Here is a 25,092-nt window from a genome sequence, read left to right on the forward strand (position 1 = left end):
TTAAAGCAAATTATTATCAACCAGCGATGCGTTGACTAAACTAGCATTCAGATCCTGCAATTTTCCGGAATGACTCTGTTGTGTATATTGGTTTTTCCCATATCCCCCAATCAGTCCCGGATCAGTTGGGCCATACAGCGTAATATTTGGGCGATCCAATGCGGCGGTTAAATGGCTTAGGCCTGTATCAACCGATACTACAAATTTGGCCCCTGCGAGAACACGGGCGACCTCTTCCAGACTCATTCGTGGCAGGACATCAACGTAAGGGAACCCTTCCGCCAGTCGCCTGGCACGCGCTTCTTCATGCGTGGCTCCCCAGGGCAGTTTAATGCGTATGCCTGCATTGTTTAACAGGCCAATCAGCTCCCGCCAGTTGGCTTCCGGCCAGTGTTTATCATCACGGGTCGTGGCATGCAGAAACACCGCATATTGCCCTGCATCAGCATTTACTTCTGTCAAAAAATGCTGAGCGATAGCGTAATCACCCTGCGATTGCGGTTTGTTATATCCCAGACTTTTCGCAAACAATTCACGCGTACGTTCTACGGCATGCTGTTGTTTGGCAATATGATGCTTGCGATTATAAAACAGGCTCGCCAGCGGTTCACGGGCCGTGCTCCAGTCCATACCATGCTTGATCCCGTGAGCCAGACGAGTAACCAGCGCTGCGCTTTTTACCAACCCCTGCGCATCAATTATCGCGTCATACTGCAGTAAACGGACCGCATCGCGGAATGTTTTACGCTCAGCTTTAATCGGCGCTGAAAACCACGCTTTACGCCAGCGGCGGATCGCTACCGGAATCACGTGGTCAACGGCCGAATGCCAGGAGGGGATCTGAGCGAACCCTTCTTCCACCACCCAGTCAAAGTGAATATCCGGTATGGCCTGCTGCGCATCGGTTAATGCGGGCAACGTATGCAGCACATCGCCCATAGACGATGTTTTAACGATCAGAACCCGCATCCGTCAGGCTTCCTCTTGTAACAACAGGTCATTAAGTTCTTCCAGTACGCGCTGAGGAGTAATGTCGATCAGGCTCTGATGATAGCCTTCTGCTGCATCGCCTTTACGCACTTTGTGGTAGCCCGTAATCAGGCGGACGACTCGCGCTTTGTGCGACAACGGCGGGGTAAAGTCCGGACTACTTGGGCCATATAATGCTACCAGAGGTCGATTCAACGCGGCGGCAACGTGCATTAATCCAGAATCATTGGTGACAACCGCTTTGCAGGCAGCGAGAAGAATGACTGCCTGCTCCAGCTGTGTCTCACCCGCCAGATTGCGGCACCAGGACTGCTGTTCAAGGCTCAGCGTAGCGAGGATCTCATTTCCGGCTTCGTGGTCTTTTGCAGAGCCAAACAACACAATCTGATGGCCTTCATCGATTAATTGTTTCGCCAGTTCCGCATAGTGGTAATGCGGCCAGCGTTTCGCCGGACCAAATTCCGCACCAGGGCAAAAACCGATGATGGGGCGTTCGGCAGAAAGAGAGAACTGACTACAGGTCAGGGATTTTTCACCTTCGCTGACCTGCAACTGCGGCCATAGCAGAGGCTGCGGCAAATCTTTGGCCGTCAGCATCACGCCTTTATCATAGGCCAGAGCCACATAGCGCTCGACCATCAACGGCCATGCTTCTTTATCCAGCACGCGCGCATCGTTTAGCAGGCCGTAGCGCATCTCGCCACGCCAGCCGGTACGATGGGGGATGCCAGCAAAAAACGGCACCAGAGCGGATTTAAAAGAATTCGGCAGCACCCAGGCGCGATCATAGCGTCTTTCACGCAGGCTATGACCGAGCTTACGGCGCTCGCCGATCTCCAGCGCGCCGTGTCCCAGCGGCATGGCGATGGCTTCGTTGACTTCAGGCATACGCGACAGCAGCGGACGGCACCACGCCGGTGCCATCACGTCGATTATCGCCTGGGGATAGCGCGCCTTGAGCGTGCGATAGAGACTTTGCGACATCATCATGTCGCCCACCCATGACGGGCCGATCACCAGTATTTTCATGCTAACTTCTTACGCGTCGCGGTTCAGCCAGGCCATATATTCCGTTACGCCTTCGGCAACGGTCTTAAACGGCTTGTCATAGCCCGCTGCGCGCAGGTTAGTCAGATCTGCCTGAGTAAATGCCTGGTAGCGGCCTTTCAGTTTTTCCGGGAATGGAATGTACTCAATGCTGCCTTTTTTATGGTACGCCAGCGTTGCATCGGCAACGGCCTGGAAAGATTCCGCGCGACCGGTGCCGAGGTTAAAGATGCCGGATACCCCGTTTTCGAGGAACCACAGATTTACCGCCGCCACATCGCCAACATAAACGAAATCACGTTTGAAGTTTTCACTGCCTTCGAACAGTTTTGGTGTTTCGCCATTGTTAAGCTGGGTATTGAGGTGGAAAGCGACGCTTGCCATGCTGCCTTTGTGGCCTTCGCGCGGTCCGTAGACGTTGAAATAGCGGAAGCCAACAATCTGAGAGTTGGCTTCTGGCAGGATCTGACGCACGTATTCGTCGAACAGGAATTTTGAGTAGCCATAGACGTTCAGCGGTTTCTCATATTCACGGGATTCGATGAAATCAGACGTACGACCGCCGTAAGTCGCGGCGGAAGAGGCGTACAGGAACGGAATTTCGCGCTCCAGGCAGTAGTGCAGCAGCTCTTTGGAGTATTGATAATTGTTATCCATCATATACTTGCCATCCCACTCGGTGGTGGAAGAGCATGCGCCTTCGTGGAAAATCGCTTCGATATCGCCGAAATCTTCGCCAGCCATAATCTGGATCAGGAAGTCTTCCTTATCCATGTAGTCAGCAATATTCAGGTCCACCAGGTTAACAAATTTAGTGCCGTCTTTCAGGTTGTCCACCACCAGAATATCGGTGATGCCTTTATCATTCAGGGACTTAACGATGTTGCTGCCGATAAAGCCCGCGCCGCCGGTAACGATGATCATAAATGTAACCTTCGAATTATGGAGTCAGAGACAATCTCAGACACGAATACTTCTATCATATCACTACCTGGTCCAGGCTTCAGCCATTCACCGATAAGCTGTGCGGGTACGCGTGATTTATGCTTCATTTTGAAGAAGTGATGATGCGTCATCTCGTATCAATGTATAGCTTTGGGTAATATGTGCTGAAATTTGCCCAGTCTGGAGAATTGAAATGCGTGGGGATTTTTACAAACAGTTAACCAACGATCTCGAAACCGCACGTGCGGAAGGATTGTTTAAAGAAGAGCGCATTATTACATCTGCCCAGCAGGCGGATATCACCGTGGCAGATGGAAGCCACGTTATTAACTTTTGTGCGAACAACTATCTGGGACTGGCTAACCACCCGGAACTGATTGCCGCGGCAAAAGCGGGTATGGATTCTCACGGGTTTGGTATGGCTTCGGTACGCTTTATTTGTGGTACCCAGGACAGCCATAAGCAACTGGAGCAAAAACTGGCGGCTTTCCTTGGTATGGAAGATGCCATCCTTTACTCTTCCTGCTTTGACGCCAACGGCGGTCTGTTTGAAACGCTGTTGAGTGCAGAAGACGCGATCATCTCCGATGCCCTGAACCATGCTTCAATCATTGATGGCGTTCGTCTGTGTAAAGCGAAGCGTTTCCGTTACGCCAACAACGACATGGTCGAGCTGGAAGCGCGTCTGAAAGAGGCGCGCGAAGCGGGGGCTCGTCATATCCTGATTGCCACCGATGGTGTGTTCTCTATGGATGGCGTGATTGCGAACCTGAAAGGCGTCTGCGATCTGGCGGACAAGTACGATGCGCTGGTCATGGTTGATGACTCCCATGCGGTCGGCTTTGTCGGCGAAAATGGTCGTGGCTCTCATGAATACTGTGACGTGATGGGCCGTGTGGACATCATTACCGGTACGCTGGGTAAAGCGCTCGGCGGCGCATCCGGTGGTTACACCGCGGCCCGTAAAGAGGTCGTTGAGTGGCTGCGTCAGCGTTCCCGCCCTTATCTGTTCTCCAACTCACTGGCTCCGGCGATTGTGGCTGCTTCCATTAAAGTGTTGGAAATGGTCGAGCAAGGTAGCGAACTACGCGATCGCCTGTGGGCGAACGCGCGCCAGTTCCGCGAGCAAATGTCTGCCGCAGGCTTTACCTTAGCCGGTGCGGACCACGCGATTATCCCGGTTATGCTGGGTGATGCGGTGGTGGCGCAGGAGTTTGCCCGTGAGCTGCAAAAAGAGGGGATTTACGTTACTGGATTCTTCTATCCAGTGGTTCCAAAAGGCCAGGCGCGTATCCGTACTCAGATGTCTGCAGCGCATACCCCTGAGCAGATTACGCGTGCTGTTGAGGCGTTCACACGCATTGGTAAACAACTGGGCGTTATTGCCTGAGGATGTGAAATGAAAGCGTTATCCAAACTGAAAGCGGAAGAGGGCATTTGGATGACCGACGTTCCTGAACCGGAAGTCGGCCATAACGATTTGCTGATTAAAATCCGTAAAACAGCCATCTGCGGGACTGACGTTCACATTTATAACTGGGATGACTGGTCGCAAAAAACCATCCCGGTTCCGATGGTCGTGGGGCATGAATATGTCGGCGAAGTTGTTGGCATTGGTCAGGAAGTTAAAGGCTTTAAAATCGGCGATCGCGTTTCTGGCGAAGGTCATATCACCTGCGGGCATTGCCGTAACTGCCGCGGTGGGCGTACACACCTGTGTCGCAATACGACCGGTGTCGGCGTAAATCGTCCTGGCTGCTTTGCAGAGTACCTGGTGATCCCGGCATTTAACGCGTTTAAAATCCCGGACAATATCTCCGATGATCTGGCGTCCATCTTCGATCCGTTCGGTAATGCGGTGCACACGGCGCTGTCGTTCGATCTGGTGGGAGAAGATGTGCTGGTATCCGGCGCGGGTCCAATCGGTATTATGGCGGCGGCGGTTGCGAAGCACGTTGGCGCACGCCACGTGGTGATCACCGACGTGAATGAGTATCGCCTTGAGCTGGCACGCAAAATGGGTATCACCCGCGCGGTCAACGTATCGAAAGAGAATCTGACCGACGTGATGGCTGAGCTGGGCATGACCGAAGGGTTTGATGTAGGCCTGGAGATGTCCGGTGCGCCGCCAGCGTTTCGCGCTATGCTGGATACCATGAACCACGGTGGCCGTATTGCTATGCTGGGTATTCCGCCATCTGATATGTCCATCGACTGGACTAAAGTTATCTTTAAGGGGCTGTTTATTAAAGGTATCTACGGTCGTGAGATGTTTGAAACCTGGTACAAAATGGCCGCTCTGATTCAGTCTGGTCTGGATTTGTCGCCAATTATCACCCATCGATTCTCCATCGATGAATTCCAGCAAGGCTTTGACGCGATGCGTTCAGGGCAGTCAGGGAAAGTGATCCTGAGCTGGGATTAACCGTATCCACGTAGTGGATTCTGCATGCCGTCCCCGGATGTTGACTATCGTTAACTCTCCGGGGATTTTTTTTGTTTGCTGCGCTCATTCGTCAGGCGCATTTTCCGCTAAAGGTTTGAGAAATTTTCTCTGAAGAATTACCACTAAGTATGTTAGAAATTGCCGTTAATTATACTGTTTGGCAGGATTTGATATGACCTATACCCCCGGCCTATTGAGCGTCATTATGCCGCTCTACAATACGGGTGAACCATTCATTGCGTGTATGGATTCGCTGATTGCGCAAACGTGGAAAAATCTGGAGATCATCATTGTTAATGATGGCTCTACGGATAACTCTGCGCAGCTCGCACAGGCGTATGCGGATCGTTATCCGCACGTTCATCTACTGCATCAGCAGAACGGGGGAGTCTCAGCGGCGCGTAATACCGGCATGGAAGTCGCCAGGGGCGAGTACATCGCTTATGTTGACGGTGATGATATTGCTTATCCGGAAATGTATGAAACGTTGATGAAGATGGCGTTGCAGGACAATCTGGATGTTGCGCAATGCAACGCTGATTGGTGTATTGCCGAGACGGGTAAAACCTGGACATCTATTCCTACCGATCGAATTCGTTCTACCGGCGTGATGACCGGGCCAGATTGGTTACGCAAAGCGTTAGCCAGTCGTCGCTGGCGGCACGTTGTCTGGATGGGCGTTTACCGTCATCAGACCATCCGCGACGCAGGGCTGACCTTCCTGTCTGGCCTGCATCACCAGGATATCATCTGGACCACGGAGTTTATGTTTAATGCGAAACGCGCACGCTACACGGAAGTCCCATTGTACAAATACTTCCTGCACGGCTCGTCCGTGAGTCGTCTGCCGCGTACCGGGCTGAAGAACCTCGCCTATCAGCGTCACTACATCAAGATTACCCGCCTGCTCGACAAAATGAATCATGAGTACGCCGGGCGCATTCCCATTTACCCGGAATTCAAACAGCAGGTGATTTACGAAGCGCTACGCGTTTGTCATTGCATACGTAAAGAGCCGGACGAAAAAATCCGCCAGCGTATGATTGCTGAAGTATTTGTGTCGGGTATGTTCAAACGGATGGTGAGTAATATCTGCAGCGTTAAACTGGGTTATCAGGTGCTGCTGTGGGCCATCCGCTTTAGCCAGTGGCGCGATAAATCACTGACGCCGCGCCGCCTGGCCCATTTAACGTTGGATCTTAACGACTGATTATTGCCAGCCCTGCCACTGCAGGCGCATATATTGCACCAGCGTGCTTTGGGCGATGCTTTCACCGAGTACGGTGAAGTATCGACTGGCGTAAATGGGTTCTAACGGCTGTTTCGGTTTGCACAATTTCACACCGCGGAAAGGATTACGCGGTGCGCCGTTATTCGGTTGCGTGAGGTTAGTAGGTCTGGAGGTATCGACCTGCGGTTCATTGAGCAGGCTGCTCGGACGAACCAGCGTAATATCGGCTGGCAGATTATAAAGCATCTGCTGTAATACTCGCACCGTGGAAGGATGAGGGTGTCCAATGGCGATCGCTGAGCCGTTGCGGCGCGCAAGATCGACGGCGCGAGTAAACTGACGACGAATGTCAGCTTCATTTTGCGTATCATCCAGGAAGACTTTGCGTTTGATGACCTTCACACCGGTTCCTGACGCTGCGCGCATGGCCTGGCTGTTGCCGATGGTCATGCTGTCCAGAAAGTAGAGATCGTAACGTTCCAGCGCCTGCATCACCTTCTGCATGCCAAACAGGCTGGAAGTCATCGCACTGCCCATATGGTTGTTCAGCCCCACGGCATTCGGCACTTTGCTTACCGCGTCGCGAATAATGCGTTCAATCTCTTCGCTGCTCATTTCCGGGCGCAAAGTATCTTTCTCTAACGGTTGTTTGCTCAGCGGCGCCATCGGCAGATGGATTAACACCTCATGCCCACTGTTATGCGCTTTAATCGCCATTTCACGCGCATGTGGAGCATTGGGTAAAACGGCAACGGAGATGGTGGAAGGCATCGCCAGTACCTGATTTTCAGTTTGTGGACGATAGCCGAAATCATCAATAACGATGGCGAGTTTGCCAGCAAAAACAGGTGTTACGAAGGCCAGCACGCTGGCAAGAGAGAGTAATAGACGACGAAATTGAGGCAAAACTTATCTTCCCAACCACGGCTGTGGATTGACCGCCTGACCCTGGCGACGAATTTCGAAATAGAGTGCCGGCCTGCCCTGACCGCCGCTGCTACCCACAAGCGCAATAGGCTGCCCGGCGCGAACCTGCGTACCGACGCTGACCAACGCGCTCTGGTTATAACCGTACAGGCTCATATCGCCTTTACCGTGCTCAACCACGACTACCAGACCATAGCCCTGCAACCAGTCCGCCAGAATGACGCGACCATCGGCAATGGCTTTAACTTCGGTGCCTTCGGATGCGCCAATAACCATACCCTTCCAACGTAGCTCACCTTGCAGTTGTTCGCCATAACGATGCAGCGTTGGGCCGCGAACAGGCCAGAATGCCTGGCCGCGCGGCGATCCCAGGCCGCCGGTACGGGACATCAGTGATTTTTCGCTTTCGGTCGGCTTGTAGGTCGAGCCTTTTCGTGACGCATCCTTCTGCTTATCACGTACGGCCTGCGCCTCGCGCGCTTCACGTTCCGCGCGCGCTTTGGCCGCGGCTTCAGCGCGAGCAATGCTGTTGCGTAGACGGGATTCGTTAGCGCGCATTTCGCCCAGTTGCTGCTGGCCCTGTTGAATCGATGACTCCAGACCCGACAGTGTTTTCTGACGTTCGTTACGCGCCTGCTCCAGCTTAGCCTGCTGAGCGCGTTGTTCGTACAGCAGGGTCTGCTGTTCGCTCTGCTTATCTTCCAGCTCGGCTTTTTGTGAGTCGACCTCTTCGCGGGTTTGTTTCAGCTGCGCGATAGTTTCTTGCCGCGCCTGGTTCAGGTAGCCGAAATAGGCCTGCAGACGCTGTCCGCGCTGGCTTTCTTCGCCGCTAAGGATGAGCTGAAGACCGGTGTGTTCACCCTGGCGAAACGCGGCGTCTAACTGGGCTGCCAGGCTGCGCTCTTGCGCTGCCCGCTGTTTTTCCAGCTTCGCGAGCGCGGCGTTCATCTCAGCGATTTGTGCGTTCAGCTGTGCCAGTGAGTTTTGCGTTTCGCGCAGTTGCCTTGCGGCGACGGCGATGGCCTGCTCCTGAGCTTTAAGCTGAGCGAGGAGAGTGGAACGTTGTTGCTGCTGTTGGCGTACCGCGCGTTCTTTTGCCGCGATATCGGCCTGAATAGATTTGAGCTGATCGCGCTCGTCCGCGTGGGCGGAAAAGGCGCACAGCAATACGCCAGCGCTAAGCGCGCTGGCGTAGAACAAGGGCCTGACTGAAAACTTTGGCAGTTTCACGGCCCGAGTGATGGTATTAATCGCCTTTCCCCTCATGGGGAGGGATTATTCCACGATGAACAGCGGCTTACCAGTCATCTCTTGCGGGATTTCCATACCCATCAGCGTCAGCATCGTTGGGGCGATATCTGAAAGTTTACCGCCTTCGACCGCTTTAACGTTTTTACCACCGACATAAATCAGCGGAACCGGCAGGTTGGTATGCGCGGTATGTGCCTGACCAGTAGATGGATCGCGCATTTGCTCTGCGTTACCGTGGTCTGCGGTGATCAGCAGCTGTCCGCCAACGGATTCAACGGCTTTCGCTACCTGCTCAACGCAATGGTCCAGCGCTTCAACCGCTTTAACCGCTGCTGCCATCACGCCGGTGTGGCCAACCATGTCGCCGTTCGGGTAGTTACAAATGATGGTGTCGTATTTACCGCTCTCAATCGCTGCAACCAGCTTCTCGGTCAGTTCAGCAGAGCTCATTTCCGGCTGCAGATCGTAGGTCGCGACTTTCGGCGAGTTGATCAGGATACGGTCTTCGCCTGTGAACGGCTCTTCTACGCCGCCGTTGAAGAAGAAGGTTACGTGCGCATATTTTTCGGTTTCGGAAATACGCAGCTGCGTTTTTTCGTTCTTCGCCATCCACTCGCCGAAGGTGTTGGCCAGAGATGCTGGTGGGTAAGCCACCGCAGTTTTGATGTCGGCCGCGTATTCCGTCAGCATCACAAAGTTGAGGTTAACGACTTTCTTACGGGCGAAGCCATCGAAGTCAGCGTTAACGAATGCGCGAGTGATTTCACGCGCACGGTCAGCACGGAAGTTCATGAAAATCAGCGTATCGCCGTCTTCCATAGCGGCTTCTGCCTGACCTTCGGCACGGATCACGGTCGCTTTGACGAATTCGTCGTTCTCGTCGCGGGCATAAGCAGCCTGCAGGCCTTCAACCGCCGTAGCGAACTGGAACTCGCCCTTCGCCAGCGTCATCAGATCGTAAGCCTGTTCTACGCGATCCCAACGGTTGTCGCGGTCCATAGCGTAGTAACGACCGATGATGGAGGCTACGCGACCTTTGCCCAGCGCGGCAAATTTCTCTTCGAATTTCTGCAGTGAATGTTCAGCGCTGCGCGGCGGGGTATCACGACCATCAAGGAAAGCGTGCAGATAGATTTTTTCCGCACCGCGTTCAGCGGCCAGTTCTACCATCGCCATGATGTGATCTTCGTGGCTGTGAACGCCGCCAGCAGAGAGCAGACCCATGATGTGTACCGCTTTTCCGGCATTTTTTGCCTGGTCGACCGCGTGGGTCAGCACCGGGTTAGCGAAGAACGTACGCTCTTTGATTTCGACATCCAGACGGGTAAGGTCCTGATACACGATACGGCCCGCGCCCAGGTTGACATGACCCACTTCGGAGTTGCCCATCTGGCGATCGGGCAGGCCGACTTCCAGACCAGACGCATCAATCAGGGTATGCGGACGTTTTGCCCACAGCGCATCCATTACCGGGGTTTTAGCAGTAAAAATGGCGTTATCCTGGCTGTCTTCGCGATAGCCGTAGCCATCCAGAATCACCAGTACCATAGGTTTTTTAGAAACCGACATTGCGACAACCTCACACTCATAGATAAAAAATAATTGCGTAATTTTACTACAGCTGAATCGATAAAGTAGCCCCCGAAGATCAAATAATGGGGGATCGCGTGCCATGGGGAACACCGATTTACATTTTTTTTTCCGTAGCGCCCCGCAAAAATGCAATCCAATGCACGCTCTGGCTGTATTTGCGCCAACGCGCAGGTATACTCCTTTCCTGGTTTTTTTTAATCACTAGTCGGGAGTTGTTACCCCCCATGCAAGAAATTATGCAATTTGTTAGTCGCCACCCTGTCTTGAGTATCGCCTGGATTGCGTTACTGGCGGCTGTATTATTTACCACGTTTAAGAGCCTGACCTCAAAAGTGAAGGTGATTACTCGCGGCGAAGCTACACGTCTCATCAATAAAGAAGACGCCGTTGTTGTGGATTTACGCCAGCGCGACGACTTCCGCAAAGGCCATATCGCAGGCTCCACTAACCTGCTGCCGAGCGAAATCAAAGCCAACAATTTTGGCGAGCTTGAAAAACACAAAAACAAACCTGTGATTGTGGTTGATGGTTCAGGCATGCAGTGCCAGGATTCAGCAACTGCGCTGATTAAAGCCGGTTTTGAGCAGGTATCCGTACTGAAAGACGGCGTAGCGGGCTGGAGTGGTGAGAATCTGCCACTGGTTCGCGGCAAGTAATTTACCCGTCTTCTTTCATGCCGCAGGGTAAAAAGAACACTGGAGATAAGTCATGGCCAATATTGAGATCTACACCAAAGCAACCTGCCCGTTTTGCCATCGCGCAAAAGCGCTGTTGAACAGCAAGGGTGTGAGTTTCCAGGAACTTCCGATTGACGGCGATGCCGTAAAGCGTGAAGAGATGATCAAACGCAGTGGCCGTACGACGGTTCCGCAGATTTTTATTGATGCACAGCACATTGGCGGTTGTGACGACTTGTATGCGTTGGATGCGCGTGGTGGACTGGATCCCCTGCTGCGATAAGGCGTACTGAAAGTATTTAAAGGACAACACTAAGGGTTTTCTAAACATGTCAGAACAAAATAACACTGAAATGGCTTTCCAGATCCAACGTATCTATACCAAGGATGTATCTTTCGAAGCGCCAAATGCACCGCATGTTTTCCAGAAAGATTGGCAGCCAGAGGTTAAACTTGATCTTGATACCGCATCTACCCAACTGGCAGATGACGTGTATGAAGTCGTGCTGCGTGTCACCGTAACGGCTGCTCTTGGCGAAGAAACGGCGTTCCTGTGTGAAGTTCAGCAGGGCGGTATTTTCTCCATCAGCGGTATCGAAGGGACTCAGATGGCGCATTGCCTCGGCGCATACTGCCCGAACATTCTGTTCCCGTATGCCCGCGAATGCATCACTAGCCTGGTTTCACGCGGTACGTTCCCGCAACTGAACCTTGCGCCGGTCAACTTTGATGCGCTGTTCATGAACTATTTACAGCAGCAGGCTGGCGAAGGTACTGAAGAACATCAGGATGCCTGATGAACCAAAGTAATGCTTCAATGACTGTGATTGGTGCCGGCTCGTACGGCACCGCTCTTGCCATTACCCTGGCAAGAAATGGCCATCAGGTTGTCCTGTGGGGCCATGATCCAAAACATATCGCGACCCTTGAGCACGATCGCTGCAACGTCGCGTTCCTCCCTGATGTGCCTTTTCCCGACACGCTGCGCCTGGAAAGTGACTTAGCCACTGCGCTGGCCGCCAGCCGTAATATTCTGGTGGTGGTGCCGAGCCACGTCTTTGGCGAAGTGCTGCGTAACATCAAACCGTTGATGCGTCCTGATGCGCGTCTGGTCTGGGCGACAAAAGGTCTGGAAGCGGAAACAGGGCGTCTGTTGCAGGATGTGGCGCGTGAAGCGCTGGGGGATTCTATTCCGCTGGCGGTCATCTCCGGCCCGACGTTCGCCAAAGAGCTGGCGGCGGGTATGCCGACGGCGATTTCTCTGGCCTCGACGGACGACACCTTTGCTGACGATCTCCAGCAGTTGCTGCACTGCGGCAAAAGCTTTCGCGTTTACAGCAACCCGGATTTCATTGGCGTGCAGCTTGGCGGCGCGGTGAAAAACGTCATTGCGATTGGCGCGGGAATGTCCGACGGCATCGGTTTTGGCGCCAATGCGCGAACCGCATTGATCACCCGTGGACTGACCGAAATGTCGCGTCTTGGCGCGGCGCTGGGAGCCGATCCTGCCACCTTTATGGGGATGGCGGGTTTAGGCGATCTGGTGCTGACCTGTACCGACAACCAGTCGCGCAACCGTCGATTTGGCATGATGCTCGGCCAGGGGATGGACGTGCAGGGCGCGCAGGACAAGATTGGTCAGGTAGTGGAAGGTTACCGTAATACGAAAGAAGTTCGTGAATTGGCGCACCGTTTTGGTGTTGAGATGCCAATAACCGAGGAAATTTATCAAGTATTGTATTGCGGAAAAAACGCGCGCGAGGCAGCATTAACGTTATTAGGCCGTGCACGCAAGGATGAGCTGAGCCGCCACTAGCTGTAAGGAACTGTTGAATATAACGACCCGACCCGCGAAGAACGGGTCGGTCGTTTTGCTACCTTCTGGAGTACGCAATGCCGTGTGAAGAACTGGATATCGTCTGGAAAAACATTAAAGCAGAAGCCCGGGCACTGGCGGAATGTGAGCCTATGTTGGCCAGTTTTTACCACGCAACGCTGCTCAAGCATGAAAACCTCGGTAGCGCGCTGAGCTATATGCTGGCGAATAAGCTCGCGTCTCCAATCATGCCTGCCATTGCGATTCGCGAAGTTGTGGAAGAGGCCTACGCGGCCGATCCCGAAATGATTGCTTCGGCGGCTTGTGATATCCAGGCGGTACGCACGCGCGACCCGGCCGTCGACAAATATTCCACCCCACTTCTGTATCTGAAGGGCTTTCATGCGCTTCAGGCCTACCGCATCGGCCACTGGCTATGGCATCAGGGGCGTCAGGCGCTGGCAATCTTCCTGCAAAATCAGGTATCTGTTTCTTTCCAGGTAGATATTCATCCGGCGGCAAAAATTGGCCGTGGGATTATGCTCGATCACGCCACCGGTATTGTGGTGGGTGAAACCGCCGTGATTGAAAATGACGTCTCTATTTTGCAATCCGTTACGCTTGGCGGGACCGGTAAAGCGGGCGGCGATCGTCATCCAAAAATTCGTGAAGGGGTGATGATTGGCGCGGGCGCGAAAATTCTCGGCAACATTGAAGTCGGGCGCGGCGCGAAGATTGGCGCGGGTTCCGTCGTTTTACAACCCGTACCGCCACATACTACCGCCGCAGGCGTCCCGGCACGCATTGTCGGCAAGCCTGACAGCGATAAGCCGTCCATGGATATGGATCAGCATTTCAACGGGATACATCATACGTTCGAATACGGCGATGGCATCTGATTTCGAGCCATGCCCGGTGGCGCTGCGTTTACCGGGCCTACGTGGGATTTGTAGGCCGGATAAGGCGTCAGCCGCCATCCGACACAAATTAACTGCGTAATATCGCGCCGGGATATCCCAGTTGGCGCCAGGCTTCATACACCACCACCGACACCGCATTTGACAGGTTCATGCTACGACTGTCCGGCATCATCGGAATACGAATTTTTTGTTCGGCCGGCAGAGCGTCGAGGATACTGGCTGGCAGACCGCGTGTTTCCGGGCCAAACATAAGATAATCCCCATCCTTATAACTTACTGCGCTGTGCGCTGGCGTACCTTTGGTGGTCAGGGCAAACAGACGCTGCGGGTTTTCTGCGGCGACGAAGGCGGCGTAATCAGGGTGGCGCAGCACGGCGGTAAATTCATGGTAATCCAGGCCTGCGCGACGCAGGCGCTTGTCGTCCCAGGTAAAGCCCATTGGCTCAATAATATGCAGACGAAAGCCAGTATTGGCGCAAAGACGGATAATATTGCCGGTATTTGGCGGGATTTCTGGTTCGAATAAAACGATGTTAAGCATACTGCCCCCTTAATAACGGGGGGCAGAATAGCAGAAACAGCGGGTACTATGCGACGGTCAGCGCGCGCGGTTTATAGCGTTGCAGCTTGTAAATCGTGGCCGCAGCAGCCAGCAGCGCGGGAAGGCTAAGGAACATTAAGATACTATCAGCCTGCCATTGCAGGGAAAGCAACTGGGCGCTCATCATCGTTCCGGCCACGCCGCCGAATCGACCCACGCCCTGCATCCACGCAATACCCGTCGCGCGGCAGTGGGTAGGATAGAACGTTGCGGCCAGCGTCTGCAGCCCGGACTGCGCACCGTTCATGGTAATCCCCATCAGGAAAATCAGTGCGCCGAACAGGATGATATGGTTATGCTCAAACCCGAGGGCGAGGGCAAACAGCATCGTCAGAATAAAGCCGAGTGATACCACTTTATGTGCTTCCCAGCGATCCATTAACCAACCGGCCAGCAGGATCCCGGCCGTACCGCCGAAGGTAAACAGCGAAGTTAACCAGGCCGATTCCGCCAGTGGATAGCCCATGCCCAACATCAGGGTGGGCATCCAGCTCAGCAGTACGTAATAGATAACCAGCCCCATAAAGTAGGTCATCCACAGCATCAGCGTGCCCGGCAGCCAGGGCATACTGAACAACTGCGCCACGCTGCCTTTTTTGACCGTAACCTTGTCTTCATCCAAATAAAACTGGGTGACCTGTTCCAGACTGCCCGACATAAAGCGTTGGGCAATACGTTTCACCTGCGCAACGCTTTTGCCACGGTGCACCAAATACTTAACCGACTCCGGCAGGAACAGCACCAACAGCACGGTGAGCGTCAGTGGGGCGATTGCGCCAGCGAGCAGCACGCTGTGCCAGCCGTAGTTGGGGATCAGCCAGGACGAGATGACGCCACCGCCCGCAGCCCCTAATGGAAAGCCGCAATACATGGTGTTTATTGCCATCGAACGGCAGCGTTTGGGCGCAAATTCTGACACCAGGGTAATGGCATTGGGCATTGCTGCGCCGAGTCCAAGCCCGGTGAGGAAGCGCCAGAACGTTAACATATTCAGCGTCTGTGCATAGGCGGTGCCGAGACTGGCGAGGCCAAAGAACAGGCAGGAAAAGACCAGTACGCGCTTACGGCCCATCCGATCGGAAATCGGTCCGGCTAATAATGCGCCAAATGAGAGACCCAATAATGCGGCGCTTAAAACAGGCCCGAGATCCTGCTTCTGGATGCCCCAGTCAGCAGAGAGCGTGGGCGCAATATAACCCATCGCCGCCGTATCGAAGCCGTCAATGGCTAACACCAGAAAGCCCAGGACAATAATCACCCAATGAAAGCGTGAAAAAGGACTGTCGTCTATCGCCTGCTGGATATTCACTTTACCGGAATAAGCCATGTCACCCTCGCCCGTTATGATGGTTGTTATCTACCCGTCATACTTCAAGCTGCATGTGCGTTGGCTTTCCTCGCTCACCCCGGTCACGTACTTATGTACGCTCCTGAGATTCGCTGCGTTGCCGCCTTCCTGCAGCTCGAATTATTTGGGTATCTGTATAAAATGCCCTTGTATTAGCTTGTATATACATTTGGCAGTTGGATAAAAAGTTGTCAAATATATTGGTTGTAAATGTTAACTGGTCGTTATTTTTTGCATAAAAAATGGCCGGACTGAGAACAGGCCGACCATGCAGAAAACGCGATTTTACGGGGGAGAGTGTTACGCAGCGCTACCCTGGGCCAGAGGCGCTAATGCAGCAGGTAGGTTCTTACCCAGCTCCTGTACCAGTGAATCGCGGCTGATTTCGCTAATCGATTTCGCACCGGTTAAGGTCATCGCCACCTTCATCTCTTTCTCGATCAGGTTTAACAGGTTTGCCACACCGGCCTGGCCGTGGGTTGCGAGTGCGTACAGATAAGCACGCCCCAGCAGCACGCTATCCGCGCCCAGCGCAATCATGCGCACAACGTCCAGACCGTTACGGATCCCGCTGTCTGCCAGAATAGTGATATCGCCTTTCACCGCATCGGCAATGGCGGGCAGCGCGCGAGCAGAAGACAGCACACCATCTAACTGGCGGCCACCATGGTTAGAAACAACAATGCCATCCGCGCCAAAACGGACGGCATCGCGGGCATCTTCCGGATCGAGGATCCCTTTGATCACCATCGGGCCATCCCAGAATTCGCGGATCCACTCAAGGTCTTTCCACGAAATTGACGGATCGAAGTTATTCGCCAGCCAGCCAATGTAATCCTCAAGGCCGGTAGGTTTGCCAAGATAGGTTGAGATATTGCCTAAGTCATGTGGGCGACCATTCAGGCCCACGTCCCATGCCCACTGCGGATGGGTAACCGCTTGCCAGTAACGACGCAGCGCGGCGTTGGGACCGCTCATACCGGAATGGGCGTCACGGTAGCGTGCGCCCGGCGTAGGCATATCGACGGTAAAGACCAACGTGGAGCAGCCCGCCGCTTTGGCGCGTTCCAGCGCGTTGCGCATAAAGCCACGATCGCGCAGAACATATAACTGGAACCACATCGGACGCTTGATGGTCGGAGCGACTTCTTCAATTGGACATACGGAAACCGTGGAAAGCGTAAACGGAATGCCTTTGGCGTCAGCGGCAGCGGCGGCCTGCACTTCTCCCCGACGCGCATACATTCCGCACAGGCCGACAGGCGCGAGGGCCACGGGCATGGAGAGCGTTTCGTTGAACAGCTTTGTCTCAAGGCTCAGATCGGACATATTCTTCAGCACACGCTGGCGCAGCGCCACTTCCGACAGGTCTTCGACGTTACGGCGCAGAGTGCGCTCGGCATATGCGCCGCCGTCAATGTAGTGGAACAAGAACGGGGGCAAAATACGTTGGGCGGCGGCGCGATAGTCGCTGGCGGCTGAAATAATCATGTGTTGTTCTCCCTGCTATTCTCACCAGGGTCACCGGGCAGGCGGGTGATACGTGCCTGGCGGGCCTGATCTTCATCAAATTGTTTAATCGTGGTGTGGACAAAGCTGAGGTGCGCCATCATGGCCTTACGTGCGCCATCGGCATCACCGGCGACAATGGCGTCCAGCACGGCCTGATGTTGTTCTGTAAGCTGTGAAAATACGGGTGGCACAAGGTACATACGTTGGCGGCTCTGTTTAACCGAAGACTGCAATACGTCGAAGAAACCGCGCATGGTCTGTAACAGCACCACGTTATGCGAGGCTTCCGCAATGGCGAGATGAAAGCGCACGTCCGCTTGCGAAGCGAGATCCGGATCTTCGCTCTGCGTGGCCTCGAAACAGAGTCTGATCTTCTCTTTGTCGGCGCTGGTGGCCCGCATGGCTGCGTGCCAGGCGGTACTGGCTTCAATAGCGTGGCGGGCTTCCAGAATATCGAAGCTGTAATCAGGATCGTCCGCCATCAAGGATTTCAGCGGCTGAACGATGTTTTGTTCAGACCAGGCTTCATGCTGCCAGCGAACAAACGTCCCGCCGCCGCGACGGCTGATTAACACGCCTTCACTCACCAGCTTTGCTAACGCCTCGCGCAGCGAGTTGCGCGATACGCCGAGCTGTACGGCCAACTGGCGCTCAGCGGGCAACTTCATGCCCGCCTCCAGCTGTTGTTCTTCAATCAGCGCCCGCACACGAGAAGCGACTTCGTCGGACAGGCGTCTGGGCATCACTATCATGGAATCATCCAGGTTAAGACATAGGCCTGCAGGGTGGTAATCACTCCCACCATGCAGGTGAAAATCAGGCTATGTTTCACGGTAAAGCGGAACAGATCAGACTCTTTCCCCACTAATCCCACTGCCGCACAGGCGATAGCGATAGACTGTGGAGAGATCATCTTGCCGGTCACGCCGCCGGTGGTATTTGCCGCCACCATCAGCACATCCGAAACGCCGATTTGCTGAGCCGCGGTGGCCTGCAGGGCGGCAAACAGGGCGTTAGATGAGGTATCGGACCCGGTCAGGAATACCCCCAGCCAGCCGAGGAACGGCGAGAAGAAAGTAAACGCGCTGCCGGTGTGCGCCAGGGCCAACGCCAGGGTTGATGAAAGCCCCGAGTAGTTAGAGATAAATGCGAATGCCAGCACCATCCCGATGGAATAGATCGGTAGCGCCAGATCTTTCAGCGTGTTGCCAAAGGTCTGCAGCGCAGCGGACGGCTTCATCTTCAACCAGACGATAGACAGCAGGGCGGCAAACAGAATCGCGGTACCGGTCGCGGAGAACCAGTCAAATTTGTACACTGCCGCGTAGGCTGTGGCTTCGTGTACGACTGGCGGCATGCGGGCTACCAGCTTGTCGAGGAACGGAACCGGAACATTCACTACCCAGTGGTACATTGCGCCACCCGGCGCAAACAGCGCTTTAAACGGTGGTATGCTCCACAGCGTGACGGTGGCTGTCAGGAACAGGAATGGGGACCAGGCGCGGATGATTTGCCCCGCAGTGTAGCGGGTGCGCGACAGGTCCATATCGACCTGCGAAGCGCCCATGTCGCCGAAGCGGAAGATACGTACCGGCTGCCAGCGTTTCAGGAACAGCGTCAGACACACCAGTGAGACCAGCGAAGAGATAATGTCCGGCAGTTCCGGCCCAATAAAGTTCGAGCTGAGGTATTGGGCGATAGCAAACGAGCCGCCAGCGACCATTACCGCAGGCCAGGTTTCTTTCACGCCGCGCCAGCCATCCATAATCGCCATAATCCAGAACAGCACGATAATCGTCAGGAACGGCAACTGACGACCGACCATCTGGCCAATTTCAAAGCTGTCCAGTCCGGTAACCTGGCCGGCAACCAGAATCGGAATGCCCATTGCGCCAAAGGCGACCGGCGCGGTATTCACGATCAGGCACAACCCCGCCGCATACAGCGGGTTAAAGCCAAGCCCCACCAGCAGCGCGGCGGTAATGGCGACCGGCGCGCCAAAGCCAGCTGCACCTTCAAGGAATGCCCCAAAGGAGAAACCAACGATCAGCATTTGCAGACGCTGGTCTGGGGTAATGGAGAGTATTGATGAACGGATGATGTCGAACTGCCCGGTTTTTACCGAGATTTTATAGACGAATACCGCTGCGATGATTATCCAGGCAATCGGCCACAGACCATAAAAGAAGCCGTACACCACCGAGGCCAGAGCGTGATCGACCGGCATTTTGTAGAACAGTAGGGCGACAGCCAGAGCAATCACCACCGTCCATGACGCCGCAACATAGCCTTTCAGCTTGAGCTTAATCAGGGCGAAGAAAAAGAACAGGATTGGGAGCGATGCGATCAGACTGGAAAGCCAGATGTTACCGGCTGGATCGTAGTTCTGTTGCCAGAGATTCATTGCAGGTCTCCTGGGGGCCTCAGACATAATGAAATGAGTCTTTGCTCATCTCTTCGTCACATTATGTGTAAAAGTGGCCCTGCCAATATTGTTGTGTAGGGGTAATGACAATGAATGGTTAATCAGATGTTATTTATTGGCAACGGTATTGTACGCGAATTTTAATGAAATGTGAGGTGATGGTAGGATCTGGTTATAATTGGTAGGGCCAATTGGTGGTGCGGGAAAGACCGGGCAAACGGATGTTGCCCGGCAGGAGATCAGAACTCGGTTTTTGCGAAGCCTGTCATCTCTTTCAGGCCCATTTCACGGCCAAGTTCGGTCATCGGGTGGACGACAATCAGACCACGCACGCTTTTCTTCAGCTTGCCCATGTCGGCCTGTTCTTTTTTGGTAATGGCGCGGCGAAAGGGAAGTTTCGTTAGCTTGTGCGCTTCTTTGCTCAGCTTCTGGCCGTGTACTTCACGCAGGCGCGCGATCTCGGCTTCCAGGGTTTCTTTCTCTTTTTCCAGCTCGGCATATTTGTCAGCGGCTTCAACCAGCGACAGGTCAGCCTGCTGGTGGCGGATAGCGTCCAGGCGATCGCTCAGGCGTTTAATTTCGTTTTTTTCGACTTCTTTCATAGGATAGCTTCTGATAAAAAATAGAACGTATATCCTATAGTATGCGCGCAGAGCGGGATTCTTCACAACAAATCGAAGATAAATAATCAAATGCCGCAAGTATTAATCAGCTAATGATAATATTACGTTTTTGATTGATAAGGAATTTTAAGCAATAAGATCGGCGATGGCGCTTTCTGTTGGCGGGTTGATAGCGAAGCACGTTTTCCTCAATATAATCGCCCAACCGATCCTAAACTTAAATGATCAACCGCGCAGGCTAAGCGTGGTTAATACATGGAGGAGGGAAGATTATGGCGAAAATAGGTGAGAATGTTTCGGTCCTTATTGATAAGACTGTTGATTTCATGGCCTCAAGCCAGGCTTTTCGTGAGTATCTGAATAAAACACCGCCGCGCAACGTTGTCCCTTCTGAAATACCGCAGGAGAATGCGCAGCTGTATCTGCAACGTCTGGCGTACTATCGACAGCTTTATCGACCGCAGCAGGAAGAGAAATAAGCCTGCATGGCCTTATTTTTGAAAGGCTTTTTTTAAGCTGATTTTAGAAATCAGCTCGGTCAGGGAAAGTACCATCGTGGAGCGTACCATTTGCTGGTAGCGCTGGATTTGCATGGCGTGCAAACCTGAGTCTGAGGTATCAAACTGTGGCGGTGGCGGGAGTGCCGTCACGCAGTGAAGCTCGCCAAACGGCCCAAGAATCTCGTCGTCGGTAAACGCATACTCATTGCCGTCGTGATTCAGCTCTTCCCGCAGCGCCATCAGAAGCTCCGCATCTTCATACTCCGGGCGGCTGAGTACGCCCAGACCGTAGATTAGCTTCAAACGAACCGAAAGATCGCCCAATGGACCGTCGCCGTCGAGCAACGGTTCTACGGCATATTTCACCGCATAGTCATCTTTGCGAAATACCTGAAGCACAAGGATATTCACCGCCTCGGTGAGCAGTTCTACGGCGGTGATGAGGAAGCTGCGTACGGTTTTGCCAGCATTCAGACGCTCAAGCACACGATTTTCAAAGGCCTGCGTTTGTTCCATTATTGCCTGCATATCTGACAATCTGTCATTCGTGCGCAGGCTGACCTGCGCCACATTCTCTATCATTTGGTCGCGTTATATGCGTTAACCGCCTCCGCCACCACATCACTGTTGGCATCCAGACCGGATACCTGCGCCAGCGCGGCCTGTGGACCTTTTTCGTCAATCAGCGCGGCCAGTTCCTGTGCCTGCGGATCTTCTTCACTGCGGTAATGCATTGCAGCAGCAATACCGGTAACCAGATTAACGTGCGGTAGACCATACTCAAGCGTGCCCAGCAGCGGTTTAATCAGACGGTCGCCTGCACTCAGTTTACGCAGCGGCTGACGTCCAACGCGCTCAACATCATCTTTCAGATACGGGTTTTCAAAACGACCGAGGATCTTCTGGATATAAGCCGCGTGTTTATCGGCATCAAAACCGTAGCGTTTGATCAGTACCGCGCCGCTCTCTTCCATTGCACCTTTTACCACTGCGCGGATTTTCTCGTCGAGAATCGCGTCACGGATGGTCTGATGACCGGTCAATTTTCCGAGGTACGCGGTTATAGCATGCCCGGTGTTCAGCGTGAAGAGTTTACGTTCGACAAATGCCATCAGGTTATCAGTTAATTCCATTCCCGGGATGTTTGGCAGCTCGCCTTTGAACTGCGTTTGGTCGACAATCCACTCGCTAAATGTTTCGACGGTAACTTCCAGCGGATCGTTGGTCGCAGAAGCAGATGGCGGCACGATGCGATCCACGGCGGAATCGACAAAGCCAACATGTTCTTCAACCCAGGCTTTGTCTTCATCTGCCAGCGCGTTCATGACGTGGCCTTTCAGTTGCGTGGTTCCGCGCACCATGTTTTCACAGGCGATGATATTCAGCGGGGTAGAGATGCCCTGCGCTTTGCGTTTTACCAGCCCTTTAGCGATGGCCGGAGCGATACGCTCAAGCACAACCGGACCTACGGCAGTAGTGATTAAATCAACGTGGGCAATCAGATCGACGACATCATCGCCGATGCTGCTGACGGCGTTGACGCCGGAAACGGTATCAACCTGCTCGTTTTCACCCACAACATGAACCTGATAGCTATGACGGGCATTCAGGGCATCGAGCACGACCTGGTTTACATCTGCAAACGTCAGCTGTATCCCCGCGTCCGCCAGCAGTTTGCCGATAAAGCCACGACCGATATTACCTGCGCCAAAATGTAATGCTTTCATAGTATTAACCTTCATTAATGTTTTTACCCAAGAGGGCTGGGGTGAGGGACCGCATAGCTTTCCCCTCAACCTAACCCTCTCCACAAGGGAGAGGATCTCGCCTTCATATTTCGAACTGCAGATGCGTTGGCTCTCCTCGCTCACCCCAGTCACGTACTTATGTACGCTCCTGGGGATTCACTGCGTTGCCGCCTTCCTGCAGCTCGAACTATTTTGGAGATACTTAACTGTTAAGCTTTTTTACCTGCCAGCAGTTCCAGAACTTCATCCACGCTGGTGGTATGGGCCAGACGTTCGATCACGGATTCATCATCCAGCGCGTTGGTCAGGCTGGTGATGACCTGGATGTGCTCATTGTTACGTGCGGCGATACCAATGACCAGACGGGCAATATCGTCTTCTTCTTCACCAAAGCGTACGCCTTCCGGGTACTGGCAGAACACCACGCCGGTTTTCAGCACCCGGTCTTTGGCTTCTACCGTACCGTGCGGTACTGCGATGGATTCACCGAGGTAAGTCGGCGTCAGCTTTTCGCGGTCCAGCATGGCATCGACGTATTCCGGCTCAACATAGCCGCCTTTCACCAGTTGTTCACCGGCAAAGCGAATCGCTTCTTCTTTGTTAGAGGCTTTCCGGCCAAGGAAGATATTTTCCGCACCCAGTTTGAACAGATGGGTATCACCCTCATCAAAGCTGTCTTTCAGGTGATCGCGGACTTTCTCTTCGTTCACGTTGTGGCGCTGTGCAGCGACCAGACGTTCGGTCAGGCTGGTATACAGACCGCTGTCGAGGAAGTTAGTCAGCGAGATGTGCTGTGCCTGAGGCACCTGACGCATCGCACGTTCAGTCAGGTCGCGGTGGGTAATGACCAGATCCACATCCGGCGGCAGATTGTTAATCGCGCTGTTGGTGACGGAAATCTGAGACAGACCGGCATCCTGCACTTTCTTACGCAGTACGCCTGCGCCCATGGCGCTGGAACCCATACCGGCATCGCAAGCCACGATGATTTTACGTACATGGCTCAGGTCGTTGGTCACGTCGCCAGCCGCCAGCGGAGATGCGCCTTTAGATTCCGCTTTCATGTCCTGCATACGACGGGTCGCCGCATCAATATCGTCTTCTTCTTTCACTTTGCTGGTTTTCAGCAGGATAGCTGAGACCACAAAGGAGACCGCCATGGCGGCACAGATAGCAGCGATGTTTGCGAAGTAAGCGCCTTTTGGCGTCATCGCCAGCACGGCCAGAATCGAGCCAGGAGAAGCCGGAGAAACCAGACCGCCATTCAGGATGGTCAGGGTGAATACGCCAGTCATACCGCCAAGGATAACGGCCAGAATCAGACGTGGGTTCATCAGCACGTACGGGAAGTAAATTTCGTGGATACCGCCCAGGAAGTGGATGATAGCCGCGCCGCCCGCAGACTGCTTAGCGCTGCCGCGACCAAAGAACATGTACGCCAGCAGGACGCCCATACCCGGACCTGGGTTAGCTTCAATCAGGAAGAAGATGGATTTGCCCATCTCATGGGACTGCTGAATACCCAGCGGTGAGAAAATACCGTGGTTGATGGCGTTGTTGAGGAACAGGATTTTTGCCGGTTCAACGAAGATAGACGCCAGCGGCAGCATGTCATGGACAACCATGAAGTTAACGCCTGCCGCCAGAATTTTGGACAGACCTTCAACCAATGGACCAATGCCGAGGAAAGCCAGGATGGCGAGGATCATACCGATGATGCCTGCGGAGAAGTTATTCACCAGCATCTCAAAACCGGATTTGATCTTACCGTCTACCCAGTTATCGAATTTTTTGATGCAGTAGCCGCCCAGCGGGCCTGCGATCATGGAGCCAAGGAACATCGGCATATCCGCGCCGACGATAACGCCCATGGTGGTGATAGCACCAACCACGCCGCCACGCTCTCCGCCCACCAGCTTACCACCGGTATAACCGATCAGCAGCGGCAGCAGATAGGTGATCATCGGACCGACCAGCTTCGCCAGCGTTTCGTTCGGCAACCACCCTGTCGGAATGAATAATGCGGTGATAATACCCCACGCGATAAACGCGCCGATATTTGGCATCACCATATTGCTGAGGAATCGACCAAAGCTTTGCACCTTGATCTTAATATCGGATGACATAAAAACACCCCTTCTTATGTTTGCTATCGCGCAGGCTGAAAGCCCGAGGTTTGTTAATGTAGCGGCAGGAGGTAGCCGGACCCTGTAGATACTGCGAAATCTGGCACTGAATCGTTCAACTGTCCAGTCGACGGCCTTTAATGTGATGTTGGTCACGTAAATATAGGGTGTGTGGTGTCAGTTAATGTGATTTTCATCACAAAATAATGGTACAAAAAAACATCACAGTGCAAGTAATCGCGAAAAATGGCGGTTAAATGTGATCTTATTCACGTTTTTGTATTTGCTGTTTGTTGAATTTTTGTGATGTGATTCACAAAGTATTTTTGTCTCGGTTTAACCAAATGTGATCTGCGACGGGTTCTG

Annotated in this window: 24 protein-coding genes; 9 read left to right on the plus strand and 15 right to left on the minus strand. The window is 53.6% G+C overall.

What is annotated here, in order from left to right:
- The 3 genes from rfaC to rfaD are packed head-to-tail and all read right to left on the minus strand — an operon-like array spanning window position 1 to window position 2,961.
- Window positions 1-969, minus strand: a complete 969-nt coding sequence (gene rfaC / locus FDX09_RS00780; RefSeq protein ID WP_137346650.1) for a lipopolysaccharide heptosyltransferase RfaC — start codon at window positions 967-969, stop codon at window positions 1-3.
- 3 nt (window positions 970-972) lie between these two features.
- Window positions 973-2,019 carry an ADP-heptose--LPS heptosyltransferase RfaF gene (rfaF, locus tag FDX09_RS00785; protein ID WP_069323713.1) on the minus strand — a complete coding sequence of 349 codons (1,047 nt, stop codon included), beginning with the start codon at window positions 2,017-2,019 and terminating at the stop codon, window positions 973-975.
- A 9-nt stretch (window positions 2,020-2,028) separates the two neighbouring features.
- A complete protein-coding gene (gene rfaD, locus FDX09_RS00790) occupies window positions 2,029-2,961 on the minus strand; it encodes an ADP-glyceromanno-heptose 6-epimerase (RefSeq protein WP_003827312.1) in 933 nt (310 codons plus the stop codon).
- 214 nt (window positions 2,962-3,175) lie between these two features.
- Here rfaD and kbl point away from each other — a divergent pair, with 214 nt between their 5' ends.
- The 3 genes from kbl (at window position 3,176) to FDX09_RS00805 (ending at window position 6,638) form a co-directional block, all read left to right on the plus strand.
- Window positions 3,176-4,372 carry a glycine C-acetyltransferase gene (gene kbl / locus FDX09_RS00795; protein ID WP_121529704.1) on the plus strand — a complete coding sequence of 399 codons (1,197 nt, stop codon included), beginning with the start codon at window positions 3,176-3,178 and terminating at the stop codon, window positions 4,370-4,372.
- 9 nt (window positions 4,373-4,381) lie between these two features.
- Window positions 4,382-5,407, plus strand: a complete 1,026-nt coding sequence (gene tdh / locus FDX09_RS00800) for an L-threonine 3-dehydrogenase (RefSeq protein WP_110496513.1) — start codon at window positions 4,382-4,384, stop codon at window positions 5,405-5,407.
- 193 nt (window positions 5,408-5,600) lie between these two features.
- Window positions 5,601-6,638 carry a glycosyltransferase gene (locus FDX09_RS00805; RefSeq protein ID WP_137346651.1) on the plus strand — a complete coding sequence of 346 codons (1,038 nt, stop codon included), beginning with the start codon at window positions 5,601-5,603 and terminating at the stop codon, window positions 6,636-6,638.
- Here the strand turns inward: FDX09_RS00805 and FDX09_RS00810 are convergent, their stop codons facing one another.
- The 3 genes from FDX09_RS00810 to gpmM are packed head-to-tail and all read right to left on the minus strand — an operon-like array spanning window position 6,639 to window position 10,406.
- Window positions 6,639-7,565 (minus strand): divergent polysaccharide deacetylase family protein, encoded by a 927-nt coding sequence (locus tag FDX09_RS00810; protein WP_137346652.1) that lies wholly within the window; start codon window positions 7,563-7,565, stop codon window positions 6,639-6,641. It abuts the gene before it with no gap.
- Between the two features lie 3 nt (window positions 7,566-7,568).
- Complete coding sequence (gene envC / locus FDX09_RS00815) at window positions 7,569-8,828, minus strand: murein hydrolase activator EnvC (RefSeq protein WP_233638112.1); 1,260 nt, start codon at window positions 8,826-8,828, stop codon at window positions 7,569-7,571.
- Between the two features lie 33 nt (window positions 8,829-8,861).
- Entirely contained in the window at window positions 8,862-10,406 is a 1,545-nt protein-coding gene (gpmM, locus tag FDX09_RS00820; protein ID WP_137346653.1) for a 2,3-bisphosphoglycerate-independent phosphoglycerate mutase, read from the minus strand.
- 248 nt (window positions 10,407-10,654) lie between these two features.
- On the opposite strand from gpmM, the gene FDX09_RS00825 reads away from it, so the two are divergent.
- The 5 genes from FDX09_RS00825 (at window position 10,655) to cysE (ending at window position 13,822) form a co-directional block, all read left to right on the plus strand.
- The gene (locus tag FDX09_RS00825; protein WP_003024148.1) at window positions 10,655-11,086 is read left to right on the plus strand and encodes a rhodanese-like domain-containing protein; all 432 of its coding nucleotides are present in this window, start codon (window positions 10,655-10,657) and stop codon (window positions 11,084-11,086) included.
- 52 nt (window positions 11,087-11,138) lie between these two features.
- A complete protein-coding gene (gene grxC / locus FDX09_RS00830; protein ID WP_003024152.1) occupies window positions 11,139-11,390 on the plus strand; it encodes a glutaredoxin 3 in 252 nt (83 codons plus the stop codon).
- Window positions 11,391-11,436: 46 nt separating this feature from the next.
- Window positions 11,437-11,904 (plus strand): protein-export chaperone SecB, encoded by a 468-nt coding sequence (gene secB / locus FDX09_RS00835; RefSeq protein ID WP_038635313.1) that lies wholly within the window; start codon window positions 11,437-11,439, stop codon window positions 11,902-11,904.
- Window positions 11,904-12,923, plus strand: coding sequence for an NAD(P)H-dependent glycerol-3-phosphate dehydrogenase (gpsA, locus tag FDX09_RS00840; protein ID WP_008786462.1), 1,020 nt, complete (start codon window positions 11,904-11,906; stop codon window positions 12,921-12,923). The genes secB and gpsA overlap by 1 nt, the downstream gene beginning before the upstream one ends.
- Before the next feature lie 77 nt (window positions 12,924-13,000).
- Entirely contained in the window at window positions 13,001-13,822 is an 822-nt protein-coding gene (gene cysE / locus FDX09_RS00845; RefSeq protein ID WP_016154965.1) for a serine O-acetyltransferase, read from the plus strand.
- Window positions 13,823-13,910: 88 nt separating this feature from the next.
- Here the strand turns inward: cysE and trmL are convergent, their stop codons facing one another.
- From trmL to FDX09_RS00880, 6 genes are all read right to left on the minus strand, one after another.
- Window positions 13,911-14,384, minus strand: a complete 474-nt coding sequence (gene trmL / locus FDX09_RS00850) for a tRNA (uridine(34)/cytosine(34)/5-carboxymethylaminomethyluridine(34)-2'-O)-methyltransferase TrmL (protein WP_137346654.1) — start codon at window positions 14,382-14,384, stop codon at window positions 13,911-13,913.
- 46 nt (window positions 14,385-14,430) lie between these two features.
- Window positions 14,431-15,771 carry an aromatic acid/H+ symport family MFS transporter gene (locus FDX09_RS00855; RefSeq protein WP_038635303.1) on the minus strand — a complete coding sequence of 447 codons (1,341 nt, stop codon included), beginning with the start codon at window positions 15,769-15,771 and terminating at the stop codon, window positions 14,431-14,433.
- Window positions 15,772-16,092: 321 nt separating this feature from the next.
- Window positions 16,093-17,283 (minus strand): FMN-dependent L-lactate dehydrogenase LldD, encoded by a 1,191-nt coding sequence (gene lldD / locus FDX09_RS00865; RefSeq protein ID WP_038635300.1) that lies wholly within the window; start codon window positions 17,281-17,283, stop codon window positions 16,093-16,095.
- Window positions 17,280-18,056, minus strand: coding sequence for a transcriptional regulator LldR (gene lldR / locus FDX09_RS00870; protein WP_006687599.1), 777 nt, complete (start codon window positions 18,054-18,056; stop codon window positions 17,280-17,282). The genes lldD and lldR overlap by 4 nt, the downstream gene beginning before the upstream one ends.
- Window positions 18,053-19,708, minus strand: coding sequence for an L-lactate permease (gene lldP, locus FDX09_RS00875; RefSeq protein ID WP_038635296.1), 1,656 nt, complete (start codon window positions 19,706-19,708; stop codon window positions 18,053-18,055). The genes lldR and lldP overlap by 4 nt, the downstream gene beginning before the upstream one ends.
- 260 nt (window positions 19,709-19,968) lie before the next feature.
- Window positions 19,969-20,331, minus strand: a complete 363-nt coding sequence (locus FDX09_RS00880; protein ID WP_038635293.1) for a YibL family ribosome-associated protein — start codon at window positions 20,329-20,331, stop codon at window positions 19,969-19,971.
- 293 nt (window positions 20,332-20,624) lie between these two features.
- Here FDX09_RS00880 and FDX09_RS00885 point away from each other — a divergent pair, with 293 nt between their 5' ends.
- Window positions 20,625-20,831, plus strand: a complete 207-nt coding sequence (locus tag FDX09_RS00885) for a hypothetical protein (RefSeq protein WP_003827334.1) — start codon at window positions 20,625-20,627, stop codon at window positions 20,829-20,831.
- A gap of 12 nt (window positions 20,832-20,843) precedes the next feature.
- On the opposite strand, the gene mtlR is transcribed toward FDX09_RS00885, so the two are convergent.
- The 3 genes from mtlR to mtlA form a co-directional block, all read right to left on the minus strand.
- Window positions 20,844-21,434: a mannitol operon repressor MtlR gene (gene mtlR, locus FDX09_RS00890; RefSeq protein WP_137346656.1), complete on the minus strand. Its 591-nt coding sequence runs from the start codon at window positions 21,432-21,434 to the stop codon at window positions 20,844-20,846.
- The gene (gene mtlD / locus FDX09_RS00895) at window positions 21,431-22,579 is read right to left on the minus strand and encodes a mannitol-1-phosphate 5-dehydrogenase (protein WP_121529697.1); all 1,149 of its coding nucleotides are present in this window, start codon (window positions 22,577-22,579) and stop codon (window positions 21,431-21,433) included. The genes mtlR and mtlD overlap by 4 nt, the downstream gene beginning before the upstream one ends.
- 230 nt (window positions 22,580-22,809) lie before the next feature.
- On the minus strand, window positions 22,810-24,726 hold the full coding sequence (mtlA, locus tag FDX09_RS00900) for a PTS mannitol transporter subunit IICBA (protein ID WP_038635284.1): 1,917 nt from the start codon (window positions 24,724-24,726) through the stop codon (window positions 22,810-22,812).
- Window positions 24,727-25,092: the final 366 nt, after the last annotated feature.

Origin of the sequence: Citrobacter sp. wls717, assembly GCF_005280955.1 — a bacterium.
GTDB lineage: Bacteria > Pseudomonadota > Gammaproteobacteria > Enterobacterales > Enterobacteriaceae > Citrobacter > Citrobacter werkmanii.